We start from the raw sequence: 25,111 nt of genomic DNA, 5'->3' as shown, positions 1-25,111 counted from the left end.
AATACGTTTCCCAATTGCCTCAATTGGTGAAAAAGAATTGGTAAGGAAAAAATTGTTTTCAACGGAAAAGTAGATGCAGCCAGTATAGAAAGCGCTTTCGAATACTTGTAGTTTCATGCATCATTTTAACGGGGGCGGCCTCACATGAAAACGGAGGATATCGTAACACAAAAAGCGGAAAACTTGTTTAAAGCATTGAGCACGACCGATAAAGGGCTGACGGCGGCCGAAGCGGCATCGCGCCTTGAAAAATTCAGCTACAACGAAATTGCGGAAGCAAAACACATCGCTTTTTGCAAGATTTATCGCCAACTTCCCCCTCTTGCTGGCAGTCCTGCTCTGGTTGCGAGTATTTATCCTTTATTGGAGGCATGCCGGAGCTCGGATGGGCGATTATTCTCGTTATCATCATGAAAGCGGTCTTCAGTTTCTGGCAGGAATTTAAAGCGGAACAAGCAACGGAAAGCCTGAAAAAAATGCTGCCTTCTTATGTGAAAGTGATCCGGAACGGGCATCAGCAAAAAATCCTGGCAAGGGAATTGGTGTCCGGGGACTTGATTTACTTGGAAGGAGGGGACTACATGCCGCACCGAGGTTGCGTCCATGTTCAGCATCGGGCTATTGTCCAACCGGCTCCTGAATTACGGCGTCATTTTTGAACTGGCGCTTACGGCGTTCCTGATTTATACGCCGTTTATGCAAGGCATATTCGGCACATATCCGGTACCGTTCACCCATTGGCTCTTTTTGTGCCGCTGTTGATTTTGGCGGAAAAGCCAGAAAGCTGGTTGCACGCAGGAAGTTGAATCATGCAAAAGCATAAATGTTCCGGGGGTGGGGTTGTCCCAAAAGCCCCTCTTAAGCAGAAATTTTTCTCCTGAAGCTTCTCAGAACCATTTCTCCGGGAAAATTTTACTCGAACAGTTCTGAGAAAGCTTCTAAGGACCGTTTCCCCGGGAAACTTTTGCTCGAACGGGCCTGCAAAAGCTTCTCAGAACTCTTTTTAATATTTACGCGTATGGTGGTAGAAATGCTGACAAAGAAATTAAAAAAGTTTGTGAATATTCTTAACAAAATTCTTGTCATCTTTTGTTGGAAAAGGGATAATAACTTAAAAAGGAAAAGGCTCTGTTGATGGAAGTGAAAATTCCGCAAAGTTTCACCGCCACCAGAGCAGTAAAAAAGGAGTTTTTCAGCCATGGCAGATGTGAAAATCCGAACATAAGGAGTGAAAACATGAAAACCGTTAAACTGAACGACCGCATTTCTTTCGGTCAATCCGCGCCGTTTGTCCTGATTGCCGGCCCGTGCGTCATTGAAAGTGAAGCATTGGCCATGGAAACGGCTGCCTCCCTTCAGACCATTGCCGACAGGCTCGGTATTCCTTTCGTTTTTAAAGCTTCATTCGACAAAGCCAACCGATCATCCATTTTTTCCAAAAGAGGCCCCGGGCTGGAAAAAGGGCTGGAGATCCTTAGCCGGGTCAAAAAATCATTTGGTATTCCCGTCACATCCGATATCCATGAGCTGTACCAGGCGGAAGCAGCTGCAGAAGTGCTCGACATCATCCAAATCCCCGCTTTTCTATGCCGCCAGACGGATTTATTGCAGGCCGCGGCAAAAACAGGAAAGGCGGTCAATGTGAAAAAAGGGCAGTTCCTTGCGCCATGGGATATGAAAAATGTCATTCAAAAACTGGAAGAATCCGGAGCTGACAAGATTCTGCTCACGGAACGCGGCTCAACATTCGGCTACAATAATCTCGTTGTCGATATGCGGTCATTGCCGGGGATGCGCGGGTTCGGGTATCCGGTCGTATTTGATGCGACCCACAGCGTCCAGATCCCGGGCGGCAACGGCACCTCAACAGGGGGCAGGCGGGAATTCGTGCCGTACCTGGCGAGGGCAGCCGCCGCGGCCGGCATTGATGCGCTGTTTATGGAAGTCCACCCTGATCCTGACCGGGCATGGTCGGACGGGCCGAATATGGTCAAACTCAATGAACTGGAAGAAATTTTAAAACCAATACAGGAAATTGACGGATTGGTGAAAGAACGGGTCACGGCGAACATTCTTTGACGGAGGCGAAAAACATGTTAAGAGACTTGAAACAAAGCGTGAATTATGTTGAAAGCATCCGCGAAGTCCTGGAAACAGAAGCCAATGAAATTTTAAAGCTGAAAGACCGCATCAATTTCCGGATCAATGAAGTAATTGAAATGATTTTGGCGTGCGAAAACAAAGTCGTTTTTACCGGCATGGGCAAATCGGGTATCATCGGGCGGAAACTCGCTTCCACCTTTGCGAGCACCGGCACCCCGGCTTTTTTCCTCCACCCTGGGGAAGCGCTCCATGGCGACCTTGGTAAAATTACGAAAAACGATGTCGTCATTGCCATCTCCAACAGCGGCGAGACATCCGAAATCCTCAACATCATCCCTTCCATTAAAAGGATTGGGGCAAAAATGATTGCGATTGTCGGCTCGAGGAAATCGACGCTGGCGCGGCGCTCGAATCTCGTAGTTGACATCGGCGAGATCGAAGAAGCATGCCCGCTCGGCCTGGCACCGACTTCGAGCACGACAGCGACGCTTGCTTTAGGGGACGCAATCGCCATTGCCCTTCTTAAAGCGAGGGAGTTCACGCCGGAAAATTTTGCCCTTTTCCATCCCGGCGGCTCATTGGGCAGGCGCCTGCTTTTGACGGTCGGGCATGTCGTCAGGAGGAAAAAAGTCAATCCTGTTGTTGCGCTCGACACGGGCATAAAAGATGCGCTTTTCATAATGACGGAAGCGGGTGCGGGTGCGGTTTCGGTCATCGATGATGAAGGCCGGCTGATCGGGATTTTGACGGATGGCGATATCCGGCGTGAACTGATGAAAGGACATGAAGTGCTCGATAAAAAAGTGGCGGATCTGTATACAAAGTATCCTGTTTCTGTCAGCGACCGCCAGCTGGCGACGGAAGCGTTGCGGATCATGGAAGATCGCGCGTTCAATGTGCTTCCGGTTGTAAAGGCAGGGAAGAAACCGGTTGCAATGCTCCGTATCCAGGATTTGACGAGGCTGGGGCTATAGCGGATGGCGAAGATCAAATGCATTGTAATGGACGTGGACGGCGTGCTGACGGACGGGCGTCTCATCATGGAGGAAGACGGGCAGGAATGGAAAGCGTTCCACAGCATGGACGGGTTGGGCATCACGCTGGCAAAATCGGCCGGTATCCGGTTCGCCATCATTACAGGGCGTAAATCGGGCATTGTCAGCCGCCGGGCAAAAGAACTCGGGATTGATGAAGTGCACCAGGGGATCCGCGACAAGTTCACCGTTTTTACGGAACTTGTTTCGCGGTTCGGCCTGTCTTTTGATGAAACCTGTTATATCGGCGATGATTTGAACGACCTTATGATCATGCGTGAAGCCGGTTTTTCGTGCGCACCAAGGAATGCGGCCAAATGGGTCAAACAGGAAGCTGATTATGTCACAGAAAAAAACGGCGGGGAAGGTGCAGTCCGCGAAGTCATCGATTTGATTTTGTCCAGGCAGTATGATTATGAAAAACTCGCCCTGCATTTTTTATACGAAAAAGTGGAGTTAAAACAGTAAGACAAAAGAAAATTTTTTCATAAAAAAGCTTGACGAATCCAAAAAAATGGTATAATTTTAATGAAAAGTATAAATATTATAGTTCTTATCAAGAGAGGTGGAGGGAATGGCCCAATGAAGCCTCAGCAACCTTCAATGCGCATGTACATTGAAAAGGTGCTAAGTCCAGCAAGTTATGGAACCATAACTTGAAAGATAAGAAGAACGGCTGAGTGTTAATAAAAAGCAAAAGTCTTCTTCTTATTGGAGAAGGCTTTTTTATTTACCATTTGAAGGAGTGTCAAGCATGTACCATACGGAAACGAAACTTGCACAGATCGGAAACCGCAGCGAAGACAGGACAGGCGCCGTCAACCCTCCTGTATATTTTTCTACCGCTTACCGCCATGAAGGGATCGGGCAGTCGACCGGATATGACTACTCCCGCACCGGCAATCCGACAAGGCAATTGCTCGAAGAAACGATTGCGGATCTGGAAGGGGGAGACCGGGGATTTGCCTGCAGTTCCGGCATGGCTGCGATTTTCACCGTTTTGTCTTTATTCCAATCCGGCGATGAATGGATTGTGAGTGATGATTTATACGGCGGTACATACCGCTTGCTCGAGCAGGGCTATAAAAAATGGGGGTTGTGTTGTAAGTATGTAAACACTTGCCATCCGGAAAATATAGAGAAGGAAATCACCCCGAAAACAAGAGCCATTTTTCTCGAAACTCCGACCAATCCCCTCATGCAGCAGACCGATATTGCCGCGGTTGCTGAAATCGCCAAAAAATACGGGATTTTGCTGATTGTTGACAATACCTTTTATACCCCTCTTTTGCAGCAGCCGATCAAACTTGGCGCAGACATTGTCATCCACAGCGCGACAAAATATTTGGGCGGGCATAACGATGTGCTTGCCGGCCTGATTGTCGCAAAAGGGGAAGAGATTTGCGAACAACTCGCCCTTTACCATAACGGCGCCGGCGCCACGCTCAGCCCGTTTGACTCGTGGCTTTTAATGCGCGGCATGAAAACATTGGCTTTAAGGATGGAAAAGCATGAAAAAAATGCAAAAGCTGTAGCGGAATTTCTGAACGGGCATCCGGATGTGGACGATGTGCTTTATCCGGGGAGAGGCGGGATGCTGTCTTTCCGGATCAAGGATGAGGCATGGGTTGATCCGTTCTTAAGGGGCCTGTCTTTGATCACGTTTGCGGAAAGCCTCGGCGGGACGGAAAGTTTTATCACCTACCCGGCAACGCAGACGCATGCCGACATTCCGGAAGAAAAACGGATCCAATCGGGCGTTGACAACCGGCTGCTCCGCTTTTCGGTCGGGATTGAAGATGTGCGCGATTTAATCGCAGATATTGAAAAAGCTTTTGCCAAAATCCATGAAGGGGTGCAAGTGCGATGACAAACGCTTATTCTTTTCAAACAAAGCTTTTACATAACAGCCATAAAATCGACCCGGCAACCGGAGCAGTAAGCGTGCCGATCCAGCATGCTTCGACTTACCACCAGTTCGATGTGGATCATTTCGGGAAATACGATTACAGCCGTTCGCTCAATCCGACAAGGGAGGCGCTTGAAGATGTGATCGCGGAACTTGAGGGGGGCGTGAGAGGCTTTGCATTTTCTTCCGGCATGGCCGCGATTTCGACGGCCTTCCTGCTGCTTTCGGCGGGTGATCATGTCGTCATTACCGAAGATGTGTACGGCGGCACGTTCCGGATGGTGACGGAAGTCTTGTCCCGGCTCGGCATTGAGCATACGTTTGTCGACATGACCAATTTGGAAGAAGTACGGCAGGCTGTCCGCCCTAATACAAAAGCTTTTTATGTGGAGACCCCGTCGAACCCGCTGCTAAAAGTGACCGACATCAGGAAGGTAAGCGGAATCGCTAAAGAAATCGGCGCGTTGACGTACGTGGATAATACGTTTTTAACGCCTGCTTTGCAAAGGCCGCTCGAACTCGGGGCGGATATCGTCTTGCACAGCGCGACGAAATTTTTGTCGGGGCACAGCGATGTTGTCGCCGGGCTTGCCGTTGTGAAAGACGAAGCATTGGCTGCAAGGCTTGGTTTCTTGCAAAATTCATTCGGGGCGGTGCTCGGCGTCCAGGATGCGTGGCTTGTCCTGCGGGGGTTGAAAACATTGCATGTAAGGCTTAAGCAGTCGCAGCAGTCGGCCATCCAAATCGCGCATTATTTGGATGCGCATCCGCTCGTGCGCAAAGTGCATTTCCCGGAACTGGAGCATCATCCGCAGCATGACCTGCAAAAGCGGCAGGCGGATGGGCCGGGCGCGGTGCTGTCGTTTGAGCTGGAAAATGAAGAAGCGCTCCGGGCATTTACCAAGCATGTAAAAATTCCGGTTTTTGCCGTCAGCCTCGGAGCGGTGGAATCGATCCTGTCTTACCCGGCGAAAATGTCCCATGCCGCAATGCCGTCTGAAGATCGGAGAAAACGCGGTATTGCCGACAGCCTGCTGCGCTTGTCGGTCGGGCTCGAGAACCCAGATGATCTCATTGCCGACTTTGAACAGGCATTTGCTTATGTACGGGAGGGGGCAGCTGTGAAATGACAATCAAAAAAGGGGGGCTGCTGACGGCTGGGCCCCCTTTTTGATTTTTTTAAAAGGACAAAAGGAAGCCAGTGGGGCCGTAAATTGTCTAAATAAAAAGGCTAACAAGACAAAATGGAGCCCGCAAAGCCGCCAACTGTCTAATTAATGCAGCATCAATAAAAAGGTTGCCCAACCATCTCGGACAAGCCCTCAACTTTACTCTTCCCAGTTTTCCTTCAAAATAATTTGATCGACAACCCTGGCGCTGGATTTGCCGTCTGTGTCGTCGAAGAAGTATTGGACGAACGGTTTGATTTTATGAATATCGAATTGTTCCTTTTTGATCGTTTCAATCATTTCGTCCGTATTTCGGATCAGCGGGCCTGGGATAAAGGATTTGTAATCGTAGTAGAAATCTCGCTTCCGCACATATTCTTCCACATCGAAGGCAAAAAACAACATAGGTTTGTTCAATAAAGCAAATTCGAAGCAAACCGATGAGTAGTCGGTAATCAAAATATCCGTTACAAACAGCAGGTCATTGATTTCACGGTAGGACGAAAAGTCATAGAAAAAGTCGCTGTACTGGTACGGAATGCTAAAATCATTTTTCACGAACGGATGGATCTTAAATAAAAAGACATACTCATCCTTCAATTCATGGTAAAGCTTGTCCAAATTCAGCACTTCCATCGGGAAATGGGCGGACTGTTGGCCGTTTCCCCTGAATGTTGGGGCAAACATGATGACTTTTTTATCTTTCAAAAACGGATATTCCTCATACAGCGAAGTTTTTACCTGTTCCTGGTAAGCCTTATCGAAAAAGACATCGGTCCGCGGGATGCCGGTCGGGATGACTTTCTCAATGTCAATGCCGAACCCTTCCGCATAATGTTTGGCAATATTATGCGAGCTGACAATCGCCTTCGTGTAATTGCGATGGTTTTTCGATTTCGGCGATGGTCCGCCCGGGCGCCCGAGCCGGCTGAAGCCAAACGTTTTAAACGCGCCGACCGCATGCCATAATTGCACAAGCTCGGCATTTTTGCGGATCTTGAGCGGATAGACCATCGGATAAAAGTCGTCCAGCAGGATGAACTTGGACGTTGCCAAATGGTAGGCGAGCTTGACGATGTCTTTGTACGATTTTTCCGCTGCGATCCCTTTTTTCAGCATAAAATGATAATCGAATTCGAGGCCGCGCCGGACCATTTCATCAAATACGAATTTAAAATTCCCGCTCAAGTCTTCCCGGCTGTCGGATGCAAACAAGATTTTCTTTTCCTTTAGTGGGAGCAGTTTGAAAATTTTATATAAAGTCCGGAATCCGACTGACCGCATGAAACGGTAAAAAATGCTGCCTTTTTTCATTTTTTCGAGATTGTACTCGGACGGGTCCAGGTCTTTCAGCTTGGTCGATTCAATTTTCAGCGTTTTTTCCGCTTTATCGTAAGTGGCCAATAAATTATATTTCAATTCTTTCCGTGCAGAGAAATATTCCATTTTGGCCGTATAAAATTTTTGATCGAGAAAATGTTCGATATTGCCGAGCGGATACCGTTTCACATATCTTTTTACGCCTGAGACATGCGCGTCTATATCAATATAGGTTTTATATACGGACTCCGGAAGCGGCATGTTTTTGGACGTGATTGTAGAAAAATTGACTTCCCCTTTAAAACCCGCCCAGTAGTACTGTTCTTTTACATCATCCGGAAGGGAGCCGTCGATTTCGCCGATATACACATCGGATAAAGGAATATAAATTTTATTATTTTTCCCGTCAATCAGGACGAGCCTTTTCCTGACGAGATCTTCATCATGCAACGGGATATTTTCAAGGTAAAAATAGCCCCGGATCCTCATGATCGGACCATTCCAGTAAAGGCCGGCCACCTTCCTTTTGGCGGTGAGGTACCTCTGCTCTTCGATATTCGGAATGACCGGGGATAAATTTTCCAGCAGTTCAATTTCATCTTCCCACTGGCTCATATCTGCCTGGCTGGAGTCAGGCTGTCTGCTAAAAAGTTTGTTGCGGATTTTCCCCGCAATCCTTCTTAAACCCATTTACCAAAACACTCCTACTCAAAAATAAGTTGTTACATTGGCCGGGTGCGTCCGTAATTTCCGGGAATTTTAAGCGGCGCCTTTTCCGGCTGGATCAATGTGTCTACAATCCGTTTACTTGCCTGTCCGTCAAAATCGTCGAAAAAACGGCGTGCAAACTGCCGCACTTTTTCCAAATCGTAGTTCCCGTTTTTGATCCATTGCGCCAATTTGTCCGTCCGGTCGAAAATCGGCCCGGGCACAAATGTCCCGTAATCATAATAAAAATCCCGTTCTTTGATATAATCTTCAATATCTTTCGCATAAAAAGCAATCGGGCGGTTCAAAAGGCTGTAATCGAAAATAATAGATGAATAGTCTGTAATCAAAAGATCTGCCGTGAACAGGATTTCCTCAGTGGTAAAATCTTCATCCAATTGGTATAAAAAGCCTTTGAGCTCCGGACCGGCCTCTATTTTTGATGTCACATACGGATGCAACTTAACGATTAAAGCATAATCGGCACCTAGCACTTTTTGCATAACGGTAAAACGGGGATATGGGGAGTATTCCGTTTCCCCATGGCTTTTTCCCCTGAACGTCGGGGCGAATAAGACCAATTTCTTTCCCCGCAGTTCCGGATATCGCGAAAGCAATTTTTGTTTTGCCCGCAAACCGTTTTTCTTTTGAAATAAAATATCCGTGCGCGGGAGACCCAAAGGCACGATATTTTCGGCAGACATCCGGAAAGCTTCCGCATAAAACGGGATGACTTCAGATGAGCTGACGACCACTTTGGAATAATTGGAGTGGACAGGAATATGTTTTGTATAAGCCTCGCTCGGGCCGAATGCTTTGCCGACGATGCTGTAGCCAAATTTTTTAAATGCACCTGCCGCATGCCACAGCTGGATGACTTTTGTATTCCTCTTCATTTTAATTAAATATAGTGGAAAATAATAGTCGTCAATAATAAAATACGCACTTGTAGCGATATGGTAACAAGCCCTCAGCATATGGAAAACATATGACAACTTGCCCGTTTTGGTAGATTTCATTTTTTTGAACAAAAGCGTATAACGAAACCCGGGGCGTTTTTTTAACTCGTGATATAAGCAGGCTAAATTACCTTGGATTCGGTCCGCCCGGTAAGAAGCAAAAGTAATTTTTTCCGGCCTGTAAGGGAAAAACAGGCAGCATAGATTGTAAACTGTGCGGACGAGCAGCTTTATGAAAAGCGTCGGCAGCAATTTCAGTGTGTTCATAACTTTTGAATCCCTTCTATATAAAATACGGCAAGGCAATGCGCAGCCTGAAAACTAAATTTGCCATTCCAAAATCGTTTTTCCCCAAGGGCTTGTTAAATCTTTCTCAAACGTATGGATCAAATCCGCGATGGACCTTACTGCGTTGACGGAGCCGACAAGTGTTTCCAAGTATTCGATAACATCCGGGTTCTCGGATAAAAAGCCAACCGTTGTTTTAAAATCCTGATATCCGCTCCTGCTTGAGCCGATCAGTGTGAGCCCTTTTTCAAGCACCATCCGCGTATTCACTTCAATCGGATATTCAGACACGCCGAGAAGTGCAATGGATCCTTCAGGGTTGATGATGTCAATGATTTGGCCGACCGCATCCTGGCTACCTGCACCGCCGACGCATTCAAAAGCATGGTCGACCGCAAGCCTTTCCGGAATCTCATTAATATGATAAGTGGCATCGGCAAATGAGAAATTTTCCAGCTTAAAAGCGGTTTTGCCGAACACGTATACTTTGCATGCTTTAAATTTCTTTTTTAATAGAAGCGCCGTGATATACCCGAGGTTTCCGTCACCCCATACCCCAAAAACTTGACGGCGCGTATGGGATTTCCGTTCAAATCTTGAAATGGCATGCATGGCGACCGTAACAAGTTCTGTAAAGGCTGCAACAGGAGGGTTCAGATTTGCGGGCAATGCGATAAACCGGTCCCGCCTTAAGAAAATATAATCCTGCATGAAACCATCATAGCCGCTTGAACGGAATTTACTTGTGCGCAAATAGTTTTCTGCGATCACATCATCTGTTTCAACAGGTGTATTGGGCACCATGACAACTTTTGTTCCGGTCGCTATTTCGCCTCTCGGGTCAAACACGACTTCCCCGACGCCTTCGTGGATCAGCGCCATCGGCAGTTTCTTCGCCAGTGCCTCTTTCCCACGCTTGCCTGTGTAATATCGTTGGTCGGCTGCGCAAATCGATAAGTGGGTCGGGCGCACGACGACGCAAGCGGAATCGTTGATGGCATAGTCTGTATATGCAATTTCAAACTGGCGGGGGGAAACGAGGCGGTATACTTGGTTAATCATTTGCAATCCCCTCCTGGAGAATGGCATTTGCGACTTTCAAATCGTAAGGCGTCGTGATTTTAATATTAAACATTTCACCTTTTACAATTTTGACATCAATGCCTGAAAGCGAACAAATTTTGCAGGCATCCGTCAGCTCGGATTTTTGGGCTGCCGTCAATTGATTGTAAGAGCTGACGAGCGTTTTGATATGGAAACTTTGCGGCGTCTGCCCCTGGTACATCATGTGCCGTTTCGGGATTTGCGAAATAGACTCGCCGTCTTCCGATTCAATGATTGTATCAATCGCTCCGATGGCGGTATCGACGGCTTTATATTTTTGCACCAGCTCAATATTTTCTTTAATAATCCGGTGTGTTAAAAACGGGCGGACGGAATCATGGGTGACGATATAATCGTCATCGAATAAGCCAAAAGTTTGCTCTATGTAACGGATCCCGCTCATAATCGATTCATTCCGGTCGCTCCCGCCTTCTACCACAACCAGGCGTTCATGATAGCCGATATACCTTTGGATAATATCGTTTGTATAATTCAACCATTCTCTTGGAGAGACGACGATGATTTTATCGAATTCGGGATTTAAAATAAATTTTTCAAGGGTGTGGATCAATATTGGCTTTTTATTTAGGGCGAGGAATTGTTTTGGCATATTGACATTGCCCATCCTGGTTCCTTTTCCTCCGGCCAGTATTTCAGCGTAAATCACAGACATACAGCTCCTTTTAATCGTTTATCTTATGACTGGTATCATATAAAACGATTATTAAACTTTTATTAAAATATGGGGAGATTCTCTCATTTCATGAATCGGGCGCAAAAAAAAAACAGTGATCTTATACCAAAAGGTAAAATCTCACTGCCGTATTTTGCCAATTTTCAATGTAAAATTTAATGGTTATCTCGAAATTTGCTTCGCGCCGTACATCCGTTGGCCTCCCCGCTTGCTGCAGGGGTCTAGGAAATGAACAATGATCAACACTGTCCGCTGGCACAGCCTTTCAATGATGAATGGCCCGTGCCACAACTTTTCCCGGCAAAAGCGTTTCTTCACGGCCGAATAAACGGATCCGCAATGCTTCGCCTTCGGTTAAAACAACGGTCACAGACCCGCGGGTGACTTCGATTTGGAGCTTGCGGTTTTGGTACGCAAGGCGGAAAGCGTAGCGTTCCCATTGTTCCGGAATGGACGGGTCCACGGAAAGGCCGCTTTCTTTAATCCGGACGCCGGCGAACCCGTATACGATCGACATCCACGTTCCGCCCATATTGGCCATATGGAGGCCGTCTTTCGTGTTTCCGTGCGTATTGTCAAGATCGAGACGGGCGGTTTCGATAAAATAGTGGTACGCTTTTTCCGCTTCCCCGAGTTTGGATGCCATGATGCTGAAAATGCAGGAAGACAAAGACGAATCATGTGTCGTCACTTTTTCATAGTAATGGTAAGAATTTCGGATGGTTTCCGGGTCTGCTTCATCTTCCAGCAGAAAATGCGCAAGCACCGTGTCGGCCTGTTTACATACCTGGTAGCGGTAAATGGTCAGCGGGTGGTAGTGCAAAAGGAGCGGGTAGTGGTCCTTTGGCGTATGTTCAAAATCCCAGACCGCTTTTTCAAGAAAGCTGTCATCCTGCTTATGAATGCCGAGTTTTGCATCATAAGGGAGATACATGGCGTCCCCGGCTTTTTGCCATTCCGCGGCTTCTTCGCCCAATAAGCCGATCCGGTCGCAAAGCTCCGTAAAATACGCCGGATCTGTTGTCTTCAGCCAATGGTAAAAGTGATGGGCCGATTTCAAATTAAATTTTGCCATCACGTTCGTGTAGTAATTATTGTTGACAATTGCCGTGTATTCATCAGGCCCGGTGACGTCTTCAATGACAAATTTCCCGTCCCGGTTGTAATGGCCCGTTTCCAGCCAAAGCCTTGCCGTTTCTGCGAGCACCTCGACACCGTATTGTCTCATAAAAACTTCATCATGCGTGGCATAAAAGTACTGGACATAGCTGTACGCGATGTCCGCACTGATATGGTACTGCGCCGTGCCGGCAGGGAAGTAGGCTGAGCATTCCGTGCCGGAAATGGTCCGCCACGGGAAAAGGGCGCCTTTTTTGTGCCCCATTTCTTTTGCCCGGGCCCGCGCGTGGTCGAGGATATTGTAGCGGTAAAGGAGCAAATTCCGGGCGATATCGGGGCGCGTCAGCAGAAAGACAGGAAAAATATAAATCTCGGTATCCCAAAAATAATGCCCTTCATAGCCTTCTCCGGAAAGCCCCTTTGCTGCGATGTTGCTCGCGGAGTCTTTTCCGACGAATTGTAGCAGCTGGTACAAATTAAAACGGATCCCTTCCTGCAGTTTCGGATCGCCGCTGATTTCGACGTCCGCCGCTTTCCAATATTCGGACAAATACCTTTCCTGCTCTTTTAAAAAGAAAGAAAAATCCTTGCCTTTCACGCTTTCCTGGATAGCGGCGGCTTTTTCGGCCACATTTCCATGGTGGCGGAGTGTATCGGTATAAATATTAAATTTTGTGACGTTTACCGGCTGGTCAAGGCGGAAATCGATGATTGCACGGACTTGTTTTTCGGCTGCTTCAAACCTGCATTCGCAAGGGACGGATACGGTATGGGACGCGGCGCATGCCGTTTCCAGTCCGGAAACAAATGCCCGGGTGCTGACAACGCTATAATCCCCGATCTGCTTTGCTTCTGTGACGGCGAGCCTTTTTGCATCCCCGGAGGCGATCCGCGGGTCGTTTTTGTTCACATAGTTTTCCACATCGCCGTTGACAGTGGAAACAATCCTCACCGGCCCGGAAAAGTTCACCGGTTCCAACGACAGTTCGATTGCAAACAGTTCCCGCTGCACGAAGGAAACCAATCGTGAAAACGTAAGCTTGATTTCTTTTCCTGACGGCGAGCGCCAGTGTACGGCGCGTTCGGAAAATCCGCGGTCCATGTGAAGCGTTTGGCAAAAAGACAGGACTTTTCCTTCGAAAAGGGAGAAGTGTTCCTTTTCTTCGCCAAGATAGATTTGGATTGTCTGCGCGTCAATGATGTTCAGCATTTTTTGCTGGGTTTCCGGGAACCCGTACGCTTTTTCCCCGTACTGGATTTCGGTAATATCGTGAAACGCGTTGATATAGGTGCCGCGGATGGAGGGTTCTCCTTTTGAATAGCCTTCTTCAAAGTTTCCGCGGACGCCGAGATAGCCGTTTCCAAGTGCAAATAAGCTTTCATTTACTAATAAGTTTTGTTTATTGAATTCCTTCTTTATAATTTCCCATGCCATAAGACGTATCCTCCAACGATTTTTTTCTGTTTTATACGCCGATGGGCAAACGCCCTCCGCATCTCGAATTGTCCTGCGCGCCCAGCCCTAAAAGGCCGAATAACCTTGCCGTCATGAAGTCAAAAAGCGGACTTCCTGTAGGCAGGAACATTCGCCTGTCGGGGATGAGTAAGGCGCCTCCACATTTCGTTTTGTCCAGCTGCGGGCGTTATCGGCTAGCGGATTTTCCTGCCTCCTCCCTACGATAAGTCAACATCGGTTCGCCTGCCGGCTCACCGTGTTTCCTTTATCTCAGTCAGAGGCCTGGTAAAATCCGTACGCCGATAGGCCAACGCCCTCCGCATTTCTTATTCCTTCACGCCGCCGCTTGTGAGCCCGGAAACGATTTGTTTCTGGAATAATAGCACGATGATCAATGTCGGAATGGTGACGATGGTTGTGGCTGCGGCGACTTGGCCCCACAAAATTTGGAACTGGGTGCGCAGGTAGGAAATGGCAACCGGCACGGTATGGTAATTCGCATCCGAGTTGAGGGTAATCGTCAGCAAAAATTCGTTCCATGCCGCAATAAAGACAATGATTGCTGTGGTGAACACCCCCGGCGCAGCAAGCGGAAAAACGATCCGGAATAATGTCTGGACAGGCGTGGCGCCGTCAATTTTTGCCGATTCCTCAAGCGCGAGCGGAATCTGGTTGAAATGCGTGACGAGAATCCAGACCGCCGTCGGCAACGTGATTGTCGAATACGGTAGGACAACCGCGTACGAATTGGTCAGGTGCAAATGCAAAAATAAATTGTAAATCGGCCCGATGACAATCATTTGTGGGAACATCGAAACCGCAAGGATCAGCCCGAGCAAAAGATTTTTCCCTTTAAAATCAAACCGCGAAATTGCGTATGCCGTGAAGGTCGCGATTAAAATGATATAAACGGTCGTTGTTGTGGCGACGATAAAACTGTTTTTCACCGATGTCATAATGCCTTTGTGAAAAATCTGCGTGTAATTCTCAAGTGTCGGGTGATGGGCAATAATTCGGAAAGCCCCGTCGCCAAAGATTTCCCCGTCAGGTTTAAAGGAGGTGATAAAGATCCAAAAAAACGGAAATATCATACCAAACAAAAACACGGCAATCAGGGCGATGATTACATAATTCCATTTGCGGTTCATTTTCATGGTGTTCCCCTCCTTTAGTTTTTGTCCATGAGGTTGGCGCCGAGCACTTTAATATAAATGGTGGCAATGACGGCCACGCAGACAAACATAATGGTGACGATAACCGAGCCGTACCCGAAGTTCGTCTGCCCGAACATTGTTTTATAGCTGTAGACGGACATTGTTTCGGTTGCGCCGCCCGGTCCGCCGCCCGTCAGGACATAAATCAAATCAAATACCCGGAAAGCGTCGAGCGTCCTGAACAAGAGCGCCACCAAAATGGAAGGTTTTAAAAGCGGCAGCGTAATCCTGAAAAACTGCTGGATTTTTGTCGCGCCGTCAATGGCGGCTGCTTCGTACAACCCGTTCGGAATATTTTGCAGGCCTGCCAGCAGCAGGAGGGCCATATAAGGGGTTGTTTTCCAGACATCGGCCAAAATGGTGGACACCATTGCGCCGGTATCGGTTAGAAGAAGGACGCGGGAATCGCTGATGATCCCGACCGCCTGGAAAAAATTCGCTACGACGCCGCTTGTGCCGTCATACAAATAGCTCCACATCAATGCGGCCACGGCGGTCGGAATTGCCCACGGGATCAGGGAAGTGGTCCGGACGATGCCCTGCCCTTTAAACGCTTTGTTCATGATCATGGCAAGCCCGAGGCCGAGGGCAAATTCAAGGAAAACTGAAACAACGGTGAAAAGTACCGTATTCCATAAGGCTGAGCCGAGCCGCTTGTCATGCAGCGCATCTTTATAAGCTTTTAAGCCGATAAAATTGGAAGGTACAAAGCTTCTTTTGAAATCTTTTACGATTTTCGATAAGTTTTTTCCGTTCGGTGTATTGTATTTGGCATTGATTTCCTTTACGAGTTTGGATGAATCATGATAAAGCCCCATCAGCTGCTTTTGGTCGGACCGGCTGATTTTTTGGACACCTTTTTTGCCTCTGTACTGTCTGGCGACGGCAGCTACATGGTCCACAAGCTTGTCGACTTTTTGCTGGTCATTCGGATCGGTAATTTTTGCGCGATCTTCTGTCAGAAACAGCCTGACATACGTTTGAGTTTCGTCAAATAAATCAAAATTGTAGCGCGGGCTCACATACAGTCCGGCTTTTTGCTGGTTGTTCAGCTGGTAGTCAAAAAAAGTATAGGCGAATGACTGCGCAATCGGCCAAAGGGAGAATACGCCAATAAACAGCAGGGCCGGGAGTATAAATAAAAAAGCCTGCAGACGGTTTTTCTTCATGATGATGGCACCTCTTTTCGCATGATATAAGGGGCAGGAATGACTAGGACACTTTTACTTTGGAATATGCTTCTCCGCGGTTCCCGGGTTTTTGGATTTTCGCTGATAAATTTGACCTTTCCGCTAATTTTCTGGCCATTTCCGCCGATTTCTTATTAAAGTCCTCCGATTTCCCCAGCGTTTTCGCTGATTCCGCTCCTGGGCAAGGCGCTTCCGCATTTCTTTTTAAAAAGGCTCTAATGTTTCATTAGAGCCAAAGCTAGGCTTTTGAGACACCCTCTTTTTGATGCATATGCACCATTAATATAAGAAGCAGGCGTCCGGGGCGGTTTTCTCCCTTCCGCCCCGGACGGATGCATTACTTCTTGCCTACTGCGTCCTGAATGGTCTTCGCCGCATCATCCAAATTTTTGCCGGTGCTTAAATATTTGTGCGCCGCAATTTGGATTGTATCGGAAACTTTGTTGTACTTCGCGGATACCGGGCGGGCGATCGTCGTTTTCAACGCTTTTTGGAAGCCTGGCATCGTCAGCATTTTGTTTTCTTTTTGGACTGCAGGATCGTTTAACAGAGCATTGTATCCAGGCAGGTAGCCGCCTTTCGTGGACATAATTTTCTGCCCTTCTTTGCCGGCTACGAATTTCATGAACTCCCAGGCGCCTTCAATATGTTTCGAATTTTTGTTGATGCCGAGGAGCCAGCCGCCGACAGCACCGCCGTTTGGAAGCGGGGCAATGCCGACATCCTGGATTTTAATTTTCACGCCTTCCCCGCCGGCTTTAACCGTCCCGTATTGGTACGGCCAGTTGCGGGCGAATACGGATTTGCCCTGCACAAAGCTGTTGACAGTTTCAGATTCCATATAATTCAGCAAATCTTTCGGCGCCCATGCCGCTTTTGTGAAATTGTACATCGTTTGCAGGCCGCCTTTAATATCTTTGTAATGGTCCGTGAATTCCGTCACGTTAACGGTTAATCCTTCATATTGTTTCGACTGGTAAACAAACCCGTTTGTTGTCCCGCCTTTGCCGGCATATTTTGCGGCCATTTCGCCGAGGTTTTTATAAGTGTAATTGCCGCTCTCAAGTTTAGCTGCATCGTCTTTGCTGACAATATCGGAACGGTAATACAAAATGCCGAGATCCGGGAAGAATGGAAGCGTGTATTGTTTTCCTTCATAGTTTCCGGAAGCCATCGAACCGGCATTGAACTGGTCTTTTGTCATGTTGGCATCCATCATTTTTTGGTCGATCGGGACGAGGTACCCTGCACCTGCGAATTCCCCGGCCCATACAACGTCCATCGACAAAATGTCATATTCGCTCGATCCGCTTGAGAGGGAAGTGAGCAGCTGGTCGTGCATTTGCGCGGAGTCATTTGTCATTTGCACCCATTCGACTTTATACTTTTTCGACTGTTTGTTAAAAGCAGCGATCACATCTTTCGTCGCCGGTGTGTTATCGTTTTGTGCCGCAAACTTTAAGACGATCTTTTTCGAAGAACTGCCGCTATTGTTGTTTGACTTCGAAGTTGAACTGCTGCCGCATCCGGCCAGTACGCCGGCAATGAGTGTAAGCGCTGCCAATATTGAAACGGTTTTCTTCCACATACCAAAGCCCCCTTTAGTTTGGTTGTACTATTACACCTTGAATTTTAGCTTGTATGCGCATACAATGATATTAGAATCTTTGGATCTATGATAAAATTTTTAGCCATTGGGGCGAATGCCATGAAACAAACTTCCATCAGCAATTCCATTATCGAACGCTATCTTTCGTACCGGGTCGAGCACCAACGCGAATATTTTCTGCATCCGCCTTATATGATGGAAAAGCAGCTCCTCAATGCCGTAAAAGAAGGCAGAATGGAGGAGGCTGTTTCGATTTTGGAAAATATCAATACTTTGGAACGGGCAAAACTCGCGGAAGAACCGGTCCGTTCACTCCGTAATTCCTTGATCTGCATCTGTACCCTTTTTACAAGAGCGGCAATCGAAGGGGGCGTACCGCCGGAAACCGCGTTTAATGTCAGCGATGCGCATATTTTGGAGATTGAAAGAATGGAAACATTAGAACAGCTTTTTCAGCTGGAGTACAATATGCTGCGCAACTTCGTGGAAGCGGTTCAGCAGGCCAGGAAGCAGGAATGCCGCTACAGCCATGCGATCCATATGGCGGTGGCATACATCCATGAAAATATTCTGCAGGTGATGACGCTCGAATCTTTGGCAAAGCATGTTTATTTAAATCCAAGCTATTTGTCCCATCTTTTTAAAAAAGAAGTCGGCGTATCCGTGACAGACTATATTAATAAAAAAAGAATAGAAGAATCCATTTATTTTTTGCTGCATACCAATATCTCTATTTCGGAAATTGCCCTGCTTTTCCATTTCTGCAACCAAAGCTACTATACCTCGCTTTTTAAAAAATACATGGGCATGACGCCAAAGGAATTCCGCGAGCAGAACGGGAATTAGCCCTGCCCGTGTTTAAACCAGTCCGCCCCCTCATCCATATGGAGAAACGGGATATCTGTATCCACTTTCCCTGTAATCCGTGTGAGTTCTAAATCCTCTCCGGCAAGCCATTTTGCAAAATCAAACCGGGCGAGCTCGCTGTCTCCGCCCAAAGCGATCCATGCTTCGAGCTTTTTCGGCAGATAAACCGCGGTATGGATCGTTCCCGCCCAGCTGCCGTACAGTTCCGAGAAAACGCCTTGGTCCCTGGCGTTTAACAGCCGGAATGCTGCTTTTGCATTCGCAATTTTTTCTTTTTGCCCCGCTAAAATTTCCGTTCTCCTTTTTGAATCCGCAAGATGGTGGCGGTTTTCTTTTTTCAGGATTTCAAAGTGGTTGGCGCAAATATTTCCTTCCCTTACCGCCACGCCCCGCGGCGAAGCTTCTACAATGCGCGTCTCACCGCTTTTGTCATAAATGACATAACTGAATGAATGGCGGTGCGGGATGTCTATCAGCATGCGGACGGCCTCCTGTACGTTGGCGCACGATTCGAGGATGAGCCTTCCGATCATGCAGCAGATGAAGCCGTCGCCCGGATTTTTCCGGTGGATAAACGTATACCCGATTGCCAGGCCTTTTTCATTCATACCATCCATTCTCCCTGTTACGCGCTGGCTCGGCCCGATAATGGCATAACCGGTATCAGCAGGCTGAAATAAGACATACCGTCCTTCATATGTTTTCGGATGGTAGTCGTAGTTCCGGGCGAGAAAATTTTTCCCGGTCAAAATGGAACAGCCTGATTTTGCAATGTCGAGCCGGTAGCCGCCAAACTCCATCAGCACCTTCTCCATCGGCCACGCGAGCGCTTCCTGAAGTCCCTCCAGTTCGTCCCATATGGCAGGCGCAAAACGGGTAATCGCTTTTTTCGTTTCCACGGCATCGATCGTAAAACGTGGCTTGCGAATTTTCCATTGGTTTGCGCGGTTTTCCACGGCCAGCGAATGTTTCAGTGCAAGCCCCTGCTTGTACCCGAATTCGTAGTGTGTGCCGCGGAACTGGATGACATCGCTGTAAATTTCTTTCATTCCTGATCCCCTTTTCATTGTTGCTATTGTTAAGCATACCGGACATGCCGGAAAAGGGAAAGAAAATCACTTTTTTGTTAAGGCGCCCGATAATAGGACGATATAAAGATTGAAAGCTATATTAATAGGAATCTACACAAAAAGGGGAATTCGAATGAAGAAAAGGATCGTCATCCCGGCACTTTGTTTTGCCGTAATGTCCACGCCGGCTTTCGCGAAATCTGTCCATGCGGCTTCTTCCCCCGCTTCAAAAACGGTTGTAAAATACGTGGATGTTCAGAAAGGTTCAAATCTGCTTTTACGCGCGAAAGCATCAAAAAGCGGTACGGTCCTCGCTAGGCTGCCGCGCGGGACAAGTGTTACTGTTTATTCGGTATCAGGCGGCTGGTCGAAAGTCAAAGCCGCCGGCAAAACCGGATATGTCAGCACTGCCTATTTGGCTGCGGCAAAACCGGCCTCGACTCAAGCGGGCAGTGCAGTGAAAACTGTTACGAAATATGTCAACATTGACAAAGGCTCGAATCTGCTTTTACGGTCAGAGCCGTCGAAAAGCGCATCCGTTTTGGCGAAACTGCCGCGCGGAGCAAGTGTTACCGTTTATTCCATTTCCGGAAGCTGGGCGAAAATCAAAGCAAATGGGAATACAGGATTTGTGTACGCGAAATATTTAAGCACCGCAAAAATTGCAACCAGTCCCCAAACGGTAACGAAGTATGTGGATGTCGATCCCGATTCCTCCCTGCTCTTAAGGAAAACGGCATCGGAAAAAGGAACTGTCCTGGCAAGGCTGAAACGGGGAACAAGCATAAAAGTTCTCTCTGTTTCCGGCAGCTGGGCGAAAATCAGTGTGTCCGGCAAAACCGGATATGCCAAGGCATCTTATTTATCTGCAACAAAACCTGCGGCTGTTGCGATAAAATATGTCAATGTGCCGGCCAATGATCCGTTAAACATGCGGACAGCCCCTTCTGCTTCTGCATCCATCATCACGAAACTGGCGAGGGGCGTAAAAGTGGAAGTTTATGCGGAAACAACCGGCTGGTCAAAAATCAAAGTTTACGGCACAACCGGTTATGTAAGTTCAAAATCTCTATCAACCACGAAGCCATCCGGAAGCGCGTCCCCAGGGGGAAGCACGGGCACAAGTTCCGGTGGTGTTTCGAATACAGGCACATCCAATACGGGCGGTAAAGCAGGAAGCGTTACAAGCGGCACATCGAACACCGGAACAACGGGGAGCACCGCGAACGGCACGGTGAACACAGGAACTTCTGTAGGCCAAACATCGGGGGCATCCAATACGGGCGGTACAACTGCAGGCCAGACAACAGGGACCACATCCGGGGGCAATCCGGCATCCGGAACTACAACTACGAACGGCACATCAACCGGCCAAAACACGAGTTCCGCGGGCAGCAGCGCATCAAACACAGGATCTTCGGGCAGCGGCACATCACCGCAGCAAACGCCGGCAGTCACAAAATATGTGAATGTCCAGGCCGGCTCGGCTTTGAACATGCGCCAGGCCCCGTCCACAAGTGCATCCATTATTACACAGCTTGCGAGGGGTACGGCCGTCCAGGTTATTTCCGAAACGGGCGGCTGGTCGAAAGTAACCGCGAACGGCACAACCGGTTATGTAAGCAGCCAATACTTGTCGGAAACGCCTGTCGGAACAAGTATCATCGATAAGACCTATCAATCTTATTCTGTTTCGCTGGATCAGATGGCGGGCATCGAAATGGCGGCTTATCCGCAAACCGACAAAAAATACAGCACGTATATCCGTTCGGATGCCCTGATCGTTGATGACACAACCCATCCGACAAAAGGCGTTGTCTTCGGATCCGGTTGGAATGTGAGGGGCGGAGCGGGGACAAACTATTGGGTTGTCGGCCAAGTCTTGAACGGGGAAACGGTTGAAATTTTGTCTGTTGAAAAAGGGACGGACGGAAAAACATGGTACAAAATTTCCTATAATAAGACATGGGTGAATGCAAGCCCGGATGATGTGAAATATTATTTGGATCCCACGAACTTCGCCAATGACCCGGTCCAGTCTCTCCAATTTTTAAAGCTTTCGGAAACAGCGGGGCTGGATAAAGAAGAAGTAAATGAAAAGATTTTAGCAGGAAAAGGCGTGCTGTCCGGCCAGGCGGAAAGTTTCATTACGGCCGCAGATTTGTACGGGATCAACGAAATCTACTTGATTGCCCATGCGCTGCTGGAAACTGGCAACGGGACGTCTGAACTGGCGCAAGGCGTTCAATATAAAGGAAGGACCGTATACAATATGTACGGTATCTGCGCCTATGATGACTCCCCTGTGGAAAGCGGCGCGGAATATGCCTACAATGCCGGCTGGTTCACACCTGAGGCAGCCATTATCGGCGGCGCCCAGTTTATTGCAAGCGGCTATATCCGTGGCGGCCAGGATACGCTTTATAAAATGAGATGGAACCCGGCTGCTGCAGCGGAAACCGGAAGCGCGTCCCACCAATACGCAACCGACATCGGCTGGGCTGCAAAACAGGTCACCCAAATGTATAACCTGTACCATCTTTTAAATACTTACCGTATTCAACTGGAAATCCCACAGTACAAACCGTGAAGTCCCGTATGAAGGAGGGGCGCTTCCCGTTGATTGCGGCGGAATGTGCGTATATACTAAAACGTGGTTACATTCCAATGCGCTAAGGAGTAAATTGTTTTGAAAAAGGCATTTGGCAATATTGATTTGACCGTAATTACAGAAGAACAATTTTTGGACGAATTTGTCAGCCGCATCCGTAACGGGAAAAAAACCAATATTTATTTTTTGAATGCGCACTGCTACAATGTTGCGCAAACCGATGCTTACTACCACCGTATCTTAAATGAAGCGGATTACCTGCTCAATGACGGAGTGGGGGTTGAAATCGGTGCCAAGCTGTTCGATATTCCGCTCAGCGGCAATTTAAACGGAACGGACTTGACGCCGAAAATTTTAAAACGGTGTGAAGAAAACGGCTTTTCCGTTTTTGTGCTCGGGTCCAATGAAACGAATTTGCAAAGCGCCATCCGGAATTTTCGCCGCGACTATCCGGGGTTAAAAATTGCCGGGGCGCACCACGGCTATTTCCAGTCCAAAAAAGAAATGGCGGCGCGCATCAACAATTCCGGTGCCGATGTATTGATTGTCGGAATGGGCGTGCCGCTCCAGGAAAAATTTATTGCCGATTTCGATAAAGAACTCGCCTGCCTTGCGAGAATCGGCGTCGGGGCTTTTATTGATTTCGCCTCGGAAAATGTGCCGCGGGCCCCGTATCTTTTCCGGAAACTGCGGATCGAATGGCTTTTCCGCCTGATGCGGGAACCAAAACGGCTTTGGAAACGGAATGTCGGCAGCCTCGTATTTTTATATCGGATTTTTATGTATAAATGGATGCATTAGCCATCCATCCGAAAACAGGGTGTTCGCTAAGAACCTCTGTTTTTTTATTTTCTAAAATTCCCCTTTTAAAAAGTGAAATATTTTATAAAAAAAGAATTGACACGTTCAAAATCATGTTATATTATTTCTTCATAAAATGTAAGAAAATATGACATGATTGGGCGGTTGACATGAAAAAGTTAGAAGCGATTATCCGGCCAGAGAAATTAACAGATACCATCAAAGGTCTGCGGAGTTTGGGGATCACAGGATTTACCGTTTCCCAGGTTGTCGGCAGGGGAAAGCAAAAAGATACATATGGCGTGTACCGCGGCAAAAATTATAAAGTAACGCTCCATCCGAAAGTAAAGCTGGAAATTGTGCTTTCAGACTATATGGTTGAGCCGGCGATACGGAGCATTGTCCATACTGCAAGGACAGGAGAAGACGGGGACGGGAAAATTTACGTGTTTCCGATTTTGGAAGCTTATAATATCCGGACGGGAGAGGCAGATACGGATATAGACGACTTAATGGACCGGGGAGGGTGAGCACAATGGATGCGGTATATGCGAATGCGGTTTGGGTTGTGTTGGCCGCTGCCATGGTTTTATTTATGGAAGGCGGCTTCAGTTTGCTCGAAGCGGGCTTTGTCCGCACGAAAAATGCCGTCAATGTCACGATGAAAATATTTGTCGATTTAACGGTCGGCGCACTCGCTTTCTGGGCGGTCGGCTTCGGCCTGATGTTTGGGAAAGATGCGTCCGGCCTGATCGGTACGACTTTATTCGGCCATCCGGAACAAATCCGCCTTTCCATCGACCTGCCGGGTGCGGCGTATGTTTTATTCCAAATCGGTTTTGCCGTTGCCTGCATTTCGATCGTATCGGGTGCGGTGGCGGAACGGATGACGTTTAAAGCTTACATGTTAACGGCAGCGATGATCTGCATCATCGTTTATCCGGTGACCGGACATTGGATATGGAATGAAGGCGGCTGGCTCGCAAAACTCGGGATGAAAGATTTTGCCGGTTCCGCAGCGATCCATGCCGTCGGGGGATGGGCTGCCTTTGCGATAGCAAAACGGCTCGGGCCGCGGATTGGAAGGTTCAATTCGGACGGCAGTGTAAACGTCTTTGCTCCAAGCAATGTCCCGCTCGCTTCAGCCGGCGCATTTATCCTTTGGTTCGGCTGGTTTGCATTTAATGCCGGGAGCACCTTGAACGTTGAAAACCCGGCACTTGCTTCCATTGCCCTGAATACGATGCTGGCAGGTGCTGCCGGCGGGGCGGCTGCATTGTTTTTGACGATGTTTAAATTCGGGAAAGCAGATCCGAGCATGGCAATTAACGGTGTACTGGCAGGGCTTGTGGCCATCACGGCTGGCTGTGCGTACGTTTCCGAGTGGGGTGCGGTGGCAATCGGCCTGGTAAGCGGTGTGATCGTTATCTATGCGACATTACTTGTGGATTGGATGAAAGTGGACGATCCGGTCGGGGCTGTTGCGGTTCACGGCTTTAACGGCGTTTTCGGCACGGTCGCGGTCGGATTGTTTGACCGGCAGCACGGCCTTTTGACGGCGGGGGATGTCTCATTATTGCTCGTACAATTATTGGGTGCTGCCGTTGTTGTTGTTTGGGGATTGCTTGGCGGAACCTTGATGGCAATCGTTTGCGAAAAAACAATCGGGCTGCGGGCAGGCGAACGCGAGGAAGAAGAAGGGCTCGACATGTCTTACCACGGCATCCCTGCCTACAATGAACTGGAACGGTTTGCGGATATGCCGTCAAGCTTGTATAACTTCGAGGAAATAACGGGCATTGTGGTGGCGCCGGCAAAAACCGGAAAGTCCAAAATAAAAGCATAATGCGGAAAAACAGGCAGAACCGGAATGCCGGTTCCGCCTG

The 25,111-nt window shown here is 48.1% G+C and carries 22 protein-coding genes and 1 riboswitch; of the genes, 13 read left to right on the top strand and 9 right to left on the bottom strand.

Annotated features, from left to right (window positions below):
* The first annotated feature begins 144 nt into the window (after nt 1-144).
* From GBH70_RS17015 to metC, 8 genes are all read left to right on the top strand, one after another.
* Nucleotides 145-414 carry a cation-transporting P-type ATPase gene (locus tag GBH70_RS17015; protein ID WP_216643711.1) on the top strand — a complete coding sequence of 90 codons (270 nt, stop codon included), beginning with the start codon at nt 145-147 and terminating at the stop codon, nt 412-414.
* Nucleotides 372-659 (top strand): P-type ATPase actuator domain-containing protein, encoded by a 288-nt coding sequence (locus tag GBH70_RS17010; protein WP_216643713.1) that lies wholly within the window; start codon nt 372-374, stop codon nt 657-659. Before GBH70_RS17015 ends, GBH70_RS17010 begins: the two co-directional genes overlap by 43 nt.
* Entirely contained in the window at nt 604-762 is a 159-nt protein-coding gene (locus GBH70_RS17865) for a cation transporting ATPase C-terminal domain-containing protein (RefSeq protein ID WP_151681638.1), read from the top strand. Before GBH70_RS17010 ends, GBH70_RS17865 begins: the two co-directional genes overlap by 56 nt.
* Before the next feature lie 474 nt (nt 763-1,236).
* Nucleotides 1,237-2,079 carry a 3-deoxy-8-phosphooctulonate synthase gene (gene kdsA / locus GBH70_RS14080; protein WP_151681637.1) on the top strand — a complete coding sequence of 281 codons (843 nt, stop codon included), beginning with the start codon at nt 1,237-1,239 and terminating at the stop codon, nt 2,077-2,079.
* 14 nt (nt 2,080-2,093) lie between these two features.
* Entirely contained in the window at nt 2,094-3,077 is a 984-nt protein-coding gene (locus GBH70_RS14075; protein WP_151681636.1) for a KpsF/GutQ family sugar-phosphate isomerase, read from the top strand.
* 3 nt (nt 3,078-3,080) lie between these two features.
* Nucleotides 3,081-3,605: a KdsC family phosphatase gene (locus GBH70_RS14070; protein WP_151681635.1), complete on the top strand. Its 525-nt coding sequence runs from the start codon at nt 3,081-3,083 to the stop codon at nt 3,603-3,605.
* Nucleotides 3,606-3,687: 82 nt separating this feature from the next.
* Nucleotides 3,688-3,807, top strand: a riboswitch (SAM riboswitch).
* Between the two features lie 84 nt (nt 3,808-3,891).
* Nucleotides 3,892-5,007 (top strand): methionine biosynthesis PLP-dependent protein, encoded by a 1,116-nt coding sequence (locus GBH70_RS14065; RefSeq protein WP_151681634.1) that lies wholly within the window; start codon nt 3,892-3,894, stop codon nt 5,005-5,007.
* The gene (metC, locus tag GBH70_RS14060; RefSeq protein WP_151681633.1) at nt 5,004-6,176 is read left to right on the top strand and encodes a cystathionine beta-lyase; all 1,173 of its coding nucleotides are present in this window, start codon (nt 5,004-5,006) and stop codon (nt 6,174-6,176) included. The genes GBH70_RS14065 and metC overlap by 4 nt, the downstream gene beginning before the upstream one ends.
* A gap of 198 nt (nt 6,177-6,374) precedes the next feature.
* Here metC and GBH70_RS14055 read toward each other — a convergent pair whose 3' ends face one another.
* The 8 genes from GBH70_RS14055 to GBH70_RS14020 form a co-directional block, all read right to left on the bottom strand.
* On the bottom strand, nt 6,375-8,225 hold the full coding sequence (locus GBH70_RS14055) for a CDP-glycerol glycerophosphotransferase family protein (RefSeq protein WP_151681632.1): 1,851 nt from the start codon (nt 8,223-8,225) through the stop codon (nt 6,375-6,377).
* Between the two features lie 32 nt (nt 8,226-8,257).
* On the bottom strand, nt 8,258-9,469 hold the full coding sequence (locus GBH70_RS14050; protein ID WP_151681631.1) for a CDP-glycerol glycerophosphotransferase family protein: 1,212 nt from the start codon (nt 9,467-9,469) through the stop codon (nt 8,258-8,260).
* 54 nt (nt 9,470-9,523) lie between these two features.
* Nucleotides 9,524-10,552, bottom strand: coding sequence for a ribitol-5-phosphate dehydrogenase (locus GBH70_RS14045; protein WP_151681630.1), 1,029 nt, complete (start codon nt 10,550-10,552; stop codon nt 9,524-9,526).
* Complete coding sequence (locus GBH70_RS14040; RefSeq protein ID WP_151681629.1) at nt 10,545-11,261, bottom strand: IspD/TarI family cytidylyltransferase; 717 nt, start codon at nt 11,259-11,261, stop codon at nt 10,545-10,547. Before GBH70_RS14040 ends, GBH70_RS14045 begins: the two co-directional genes overlap by 8 nt.
* Nucleotides 11,262-11,553: 292 nt before the next feature.
* Nucleotides 11,554-13,842, bottom strand: coding sequence for a glycoside hydrolase family 65 protein (locus GBH70_RS14035; protein WP_151681628.1), 2,289 nt, complete (start codon nt 13,840-13,842; stop codon nt 11,554-11,556).
* A 347-nt stretch (nt 13,843-14,189) separates the two neighbouring features.
* The gene (locus GBH70_RS14030) at nt 14,190-15,017 is read right to left on the bottom strand and encodes a carbohydrate ABC transporter permease (RefSeq protein ID WP_151681627.1); all 828 of its coding nucleotides are present in this window, start codon (nt 15,015-15,017) and stop codon (nt 14,190-14,192) included.
* Between the two features lie 14 nt (nt 15,018-15,031).
* Nucleotides 15,032-16,246: a carbohydrate ABC transporter permease gene (locus GBH70_RS14025; RefSeq protein WP_151681626.1), complete on the bottom strand. Its 1,215-nt coding sequence runs from the start codon at nt 16,244-16,246 to the stop codon at nt 15,032-15,034.
* A gap of 358 nt (nt 16,247-16,604) precedes the next feature.
* Entirely contained in the window at nt 16,605-17,855 is a 1,251-nt protein-coding gene (locus GBH70_RS14020; protein WP_151681625.1) for an extracellular solute-binding protein, read from the bottom strand.
* A 120-nt stretch (nt 17,856-17,975) separates the two neighbouring features.
* Between GBH70_RS14020 and GBH70_RS14015 the strand changes: the two genes are divergently transcribed.
* Nucleotides 17,976-18,722, top strand: coding sequence for an AraC family transcriptional regulator (locus tag GBH70_RS14015; RefSeq protein ID WP_151681624.1), 747 nt, complete (start codon nt 17,976-17,978; stop codon nt 18,720-18,722).
* On the opposite strand, the gene GBH70_RS14010 is transcribed toward GBH70_RS14015, so the two are convergent.
* Nucleotides 18,719-19,792 (bottom strand): C45 family autoproteolytic acyltransferase/hydrolase, encoded by a 1,074-nt coding sequence (locus GBH70_RS14010; protein WP_151681623.1) that lies wholly within the window; start codon nt 19,790-19,792, stop codon nt 18,719-18,721. The two genes, GBH70_RS14015 and GBH70_RS14010, sit on opposite strands and share 4 nt — an antisense overlap.
* Nucleotides 19,793-19,946: 154 nt before the next feature.
* On the opposite strand from GBH70_RS14010, the gene GBH70_RS17550 reads away from it, so the two are divergent.
* The 4 genes from GBH70_RS17550 (at nt 19,947) to GBH70_RS13990 (ending at nt 25,071) form a co-directional block, all read left to right on the top strand.
* Complete coding sequence (locus GBH70_RS17550) at nt 19,947-22,403, top strand: SH3 domain-containing protein (RefSeq protein WP_151681622.1); 2,457 nt, start codon at nt 19,947-19,949, stop codon at nt 22,401-22,403.
* A 99-nt stretch (nt 22,404-22,502) separates the two neighbouring features.
* A complete protein-coding gene (locus tag GBH70_RS14000) occupies nt 22,503-23,225 on the top strand; it encodes a WecB/TagA/CpsF family glycosyltransferase (RefSeq protein ID WP_151681621.1) in 723 nt (240 codons plus the stop codon).
* A gap of 170 nt (nt 23,226-23,395) precedes the next feature.
* Nucleotides 23,396-23,755: a P-II family nitrogen regulator gene (locus tag GBH70_RS13995; RefSeq protein WP_151681620.1), complete on the top strand. Its 360-nt coding sequence runs from the start codon at nt 23,396-23,398 to the stop codon at nt 23,753-23,755.
* Between the two features lie 5 nt (nt 23,756-23,760).
* Nucleotides 23,761-25,071 (top strand): ammonium transporter, encoded by a 1,311-nt coding sequence (locus GBH70_RS13990; protein WP_151681619.1) that lies wholly within the window; start codon nt 23,761-23,763, stop codon nt 25,069-25,071.
* Nucleotides 25,072-25,111 lie beyond the last annotated feature (40 nt).

The sequence above is a fragment of the Weizmannia acidilactici genome (genome assembly GCF_008974225.1).
Classification (GTDB): Bacteria; Bacillota; Bacilli; order Bacillales; family Bacillaceae_C; genus Weizmannia; species Weizmannia acidilactici.
This window is presented reverse-complemented; position numbering and strand designations above follow the sequence as displayed.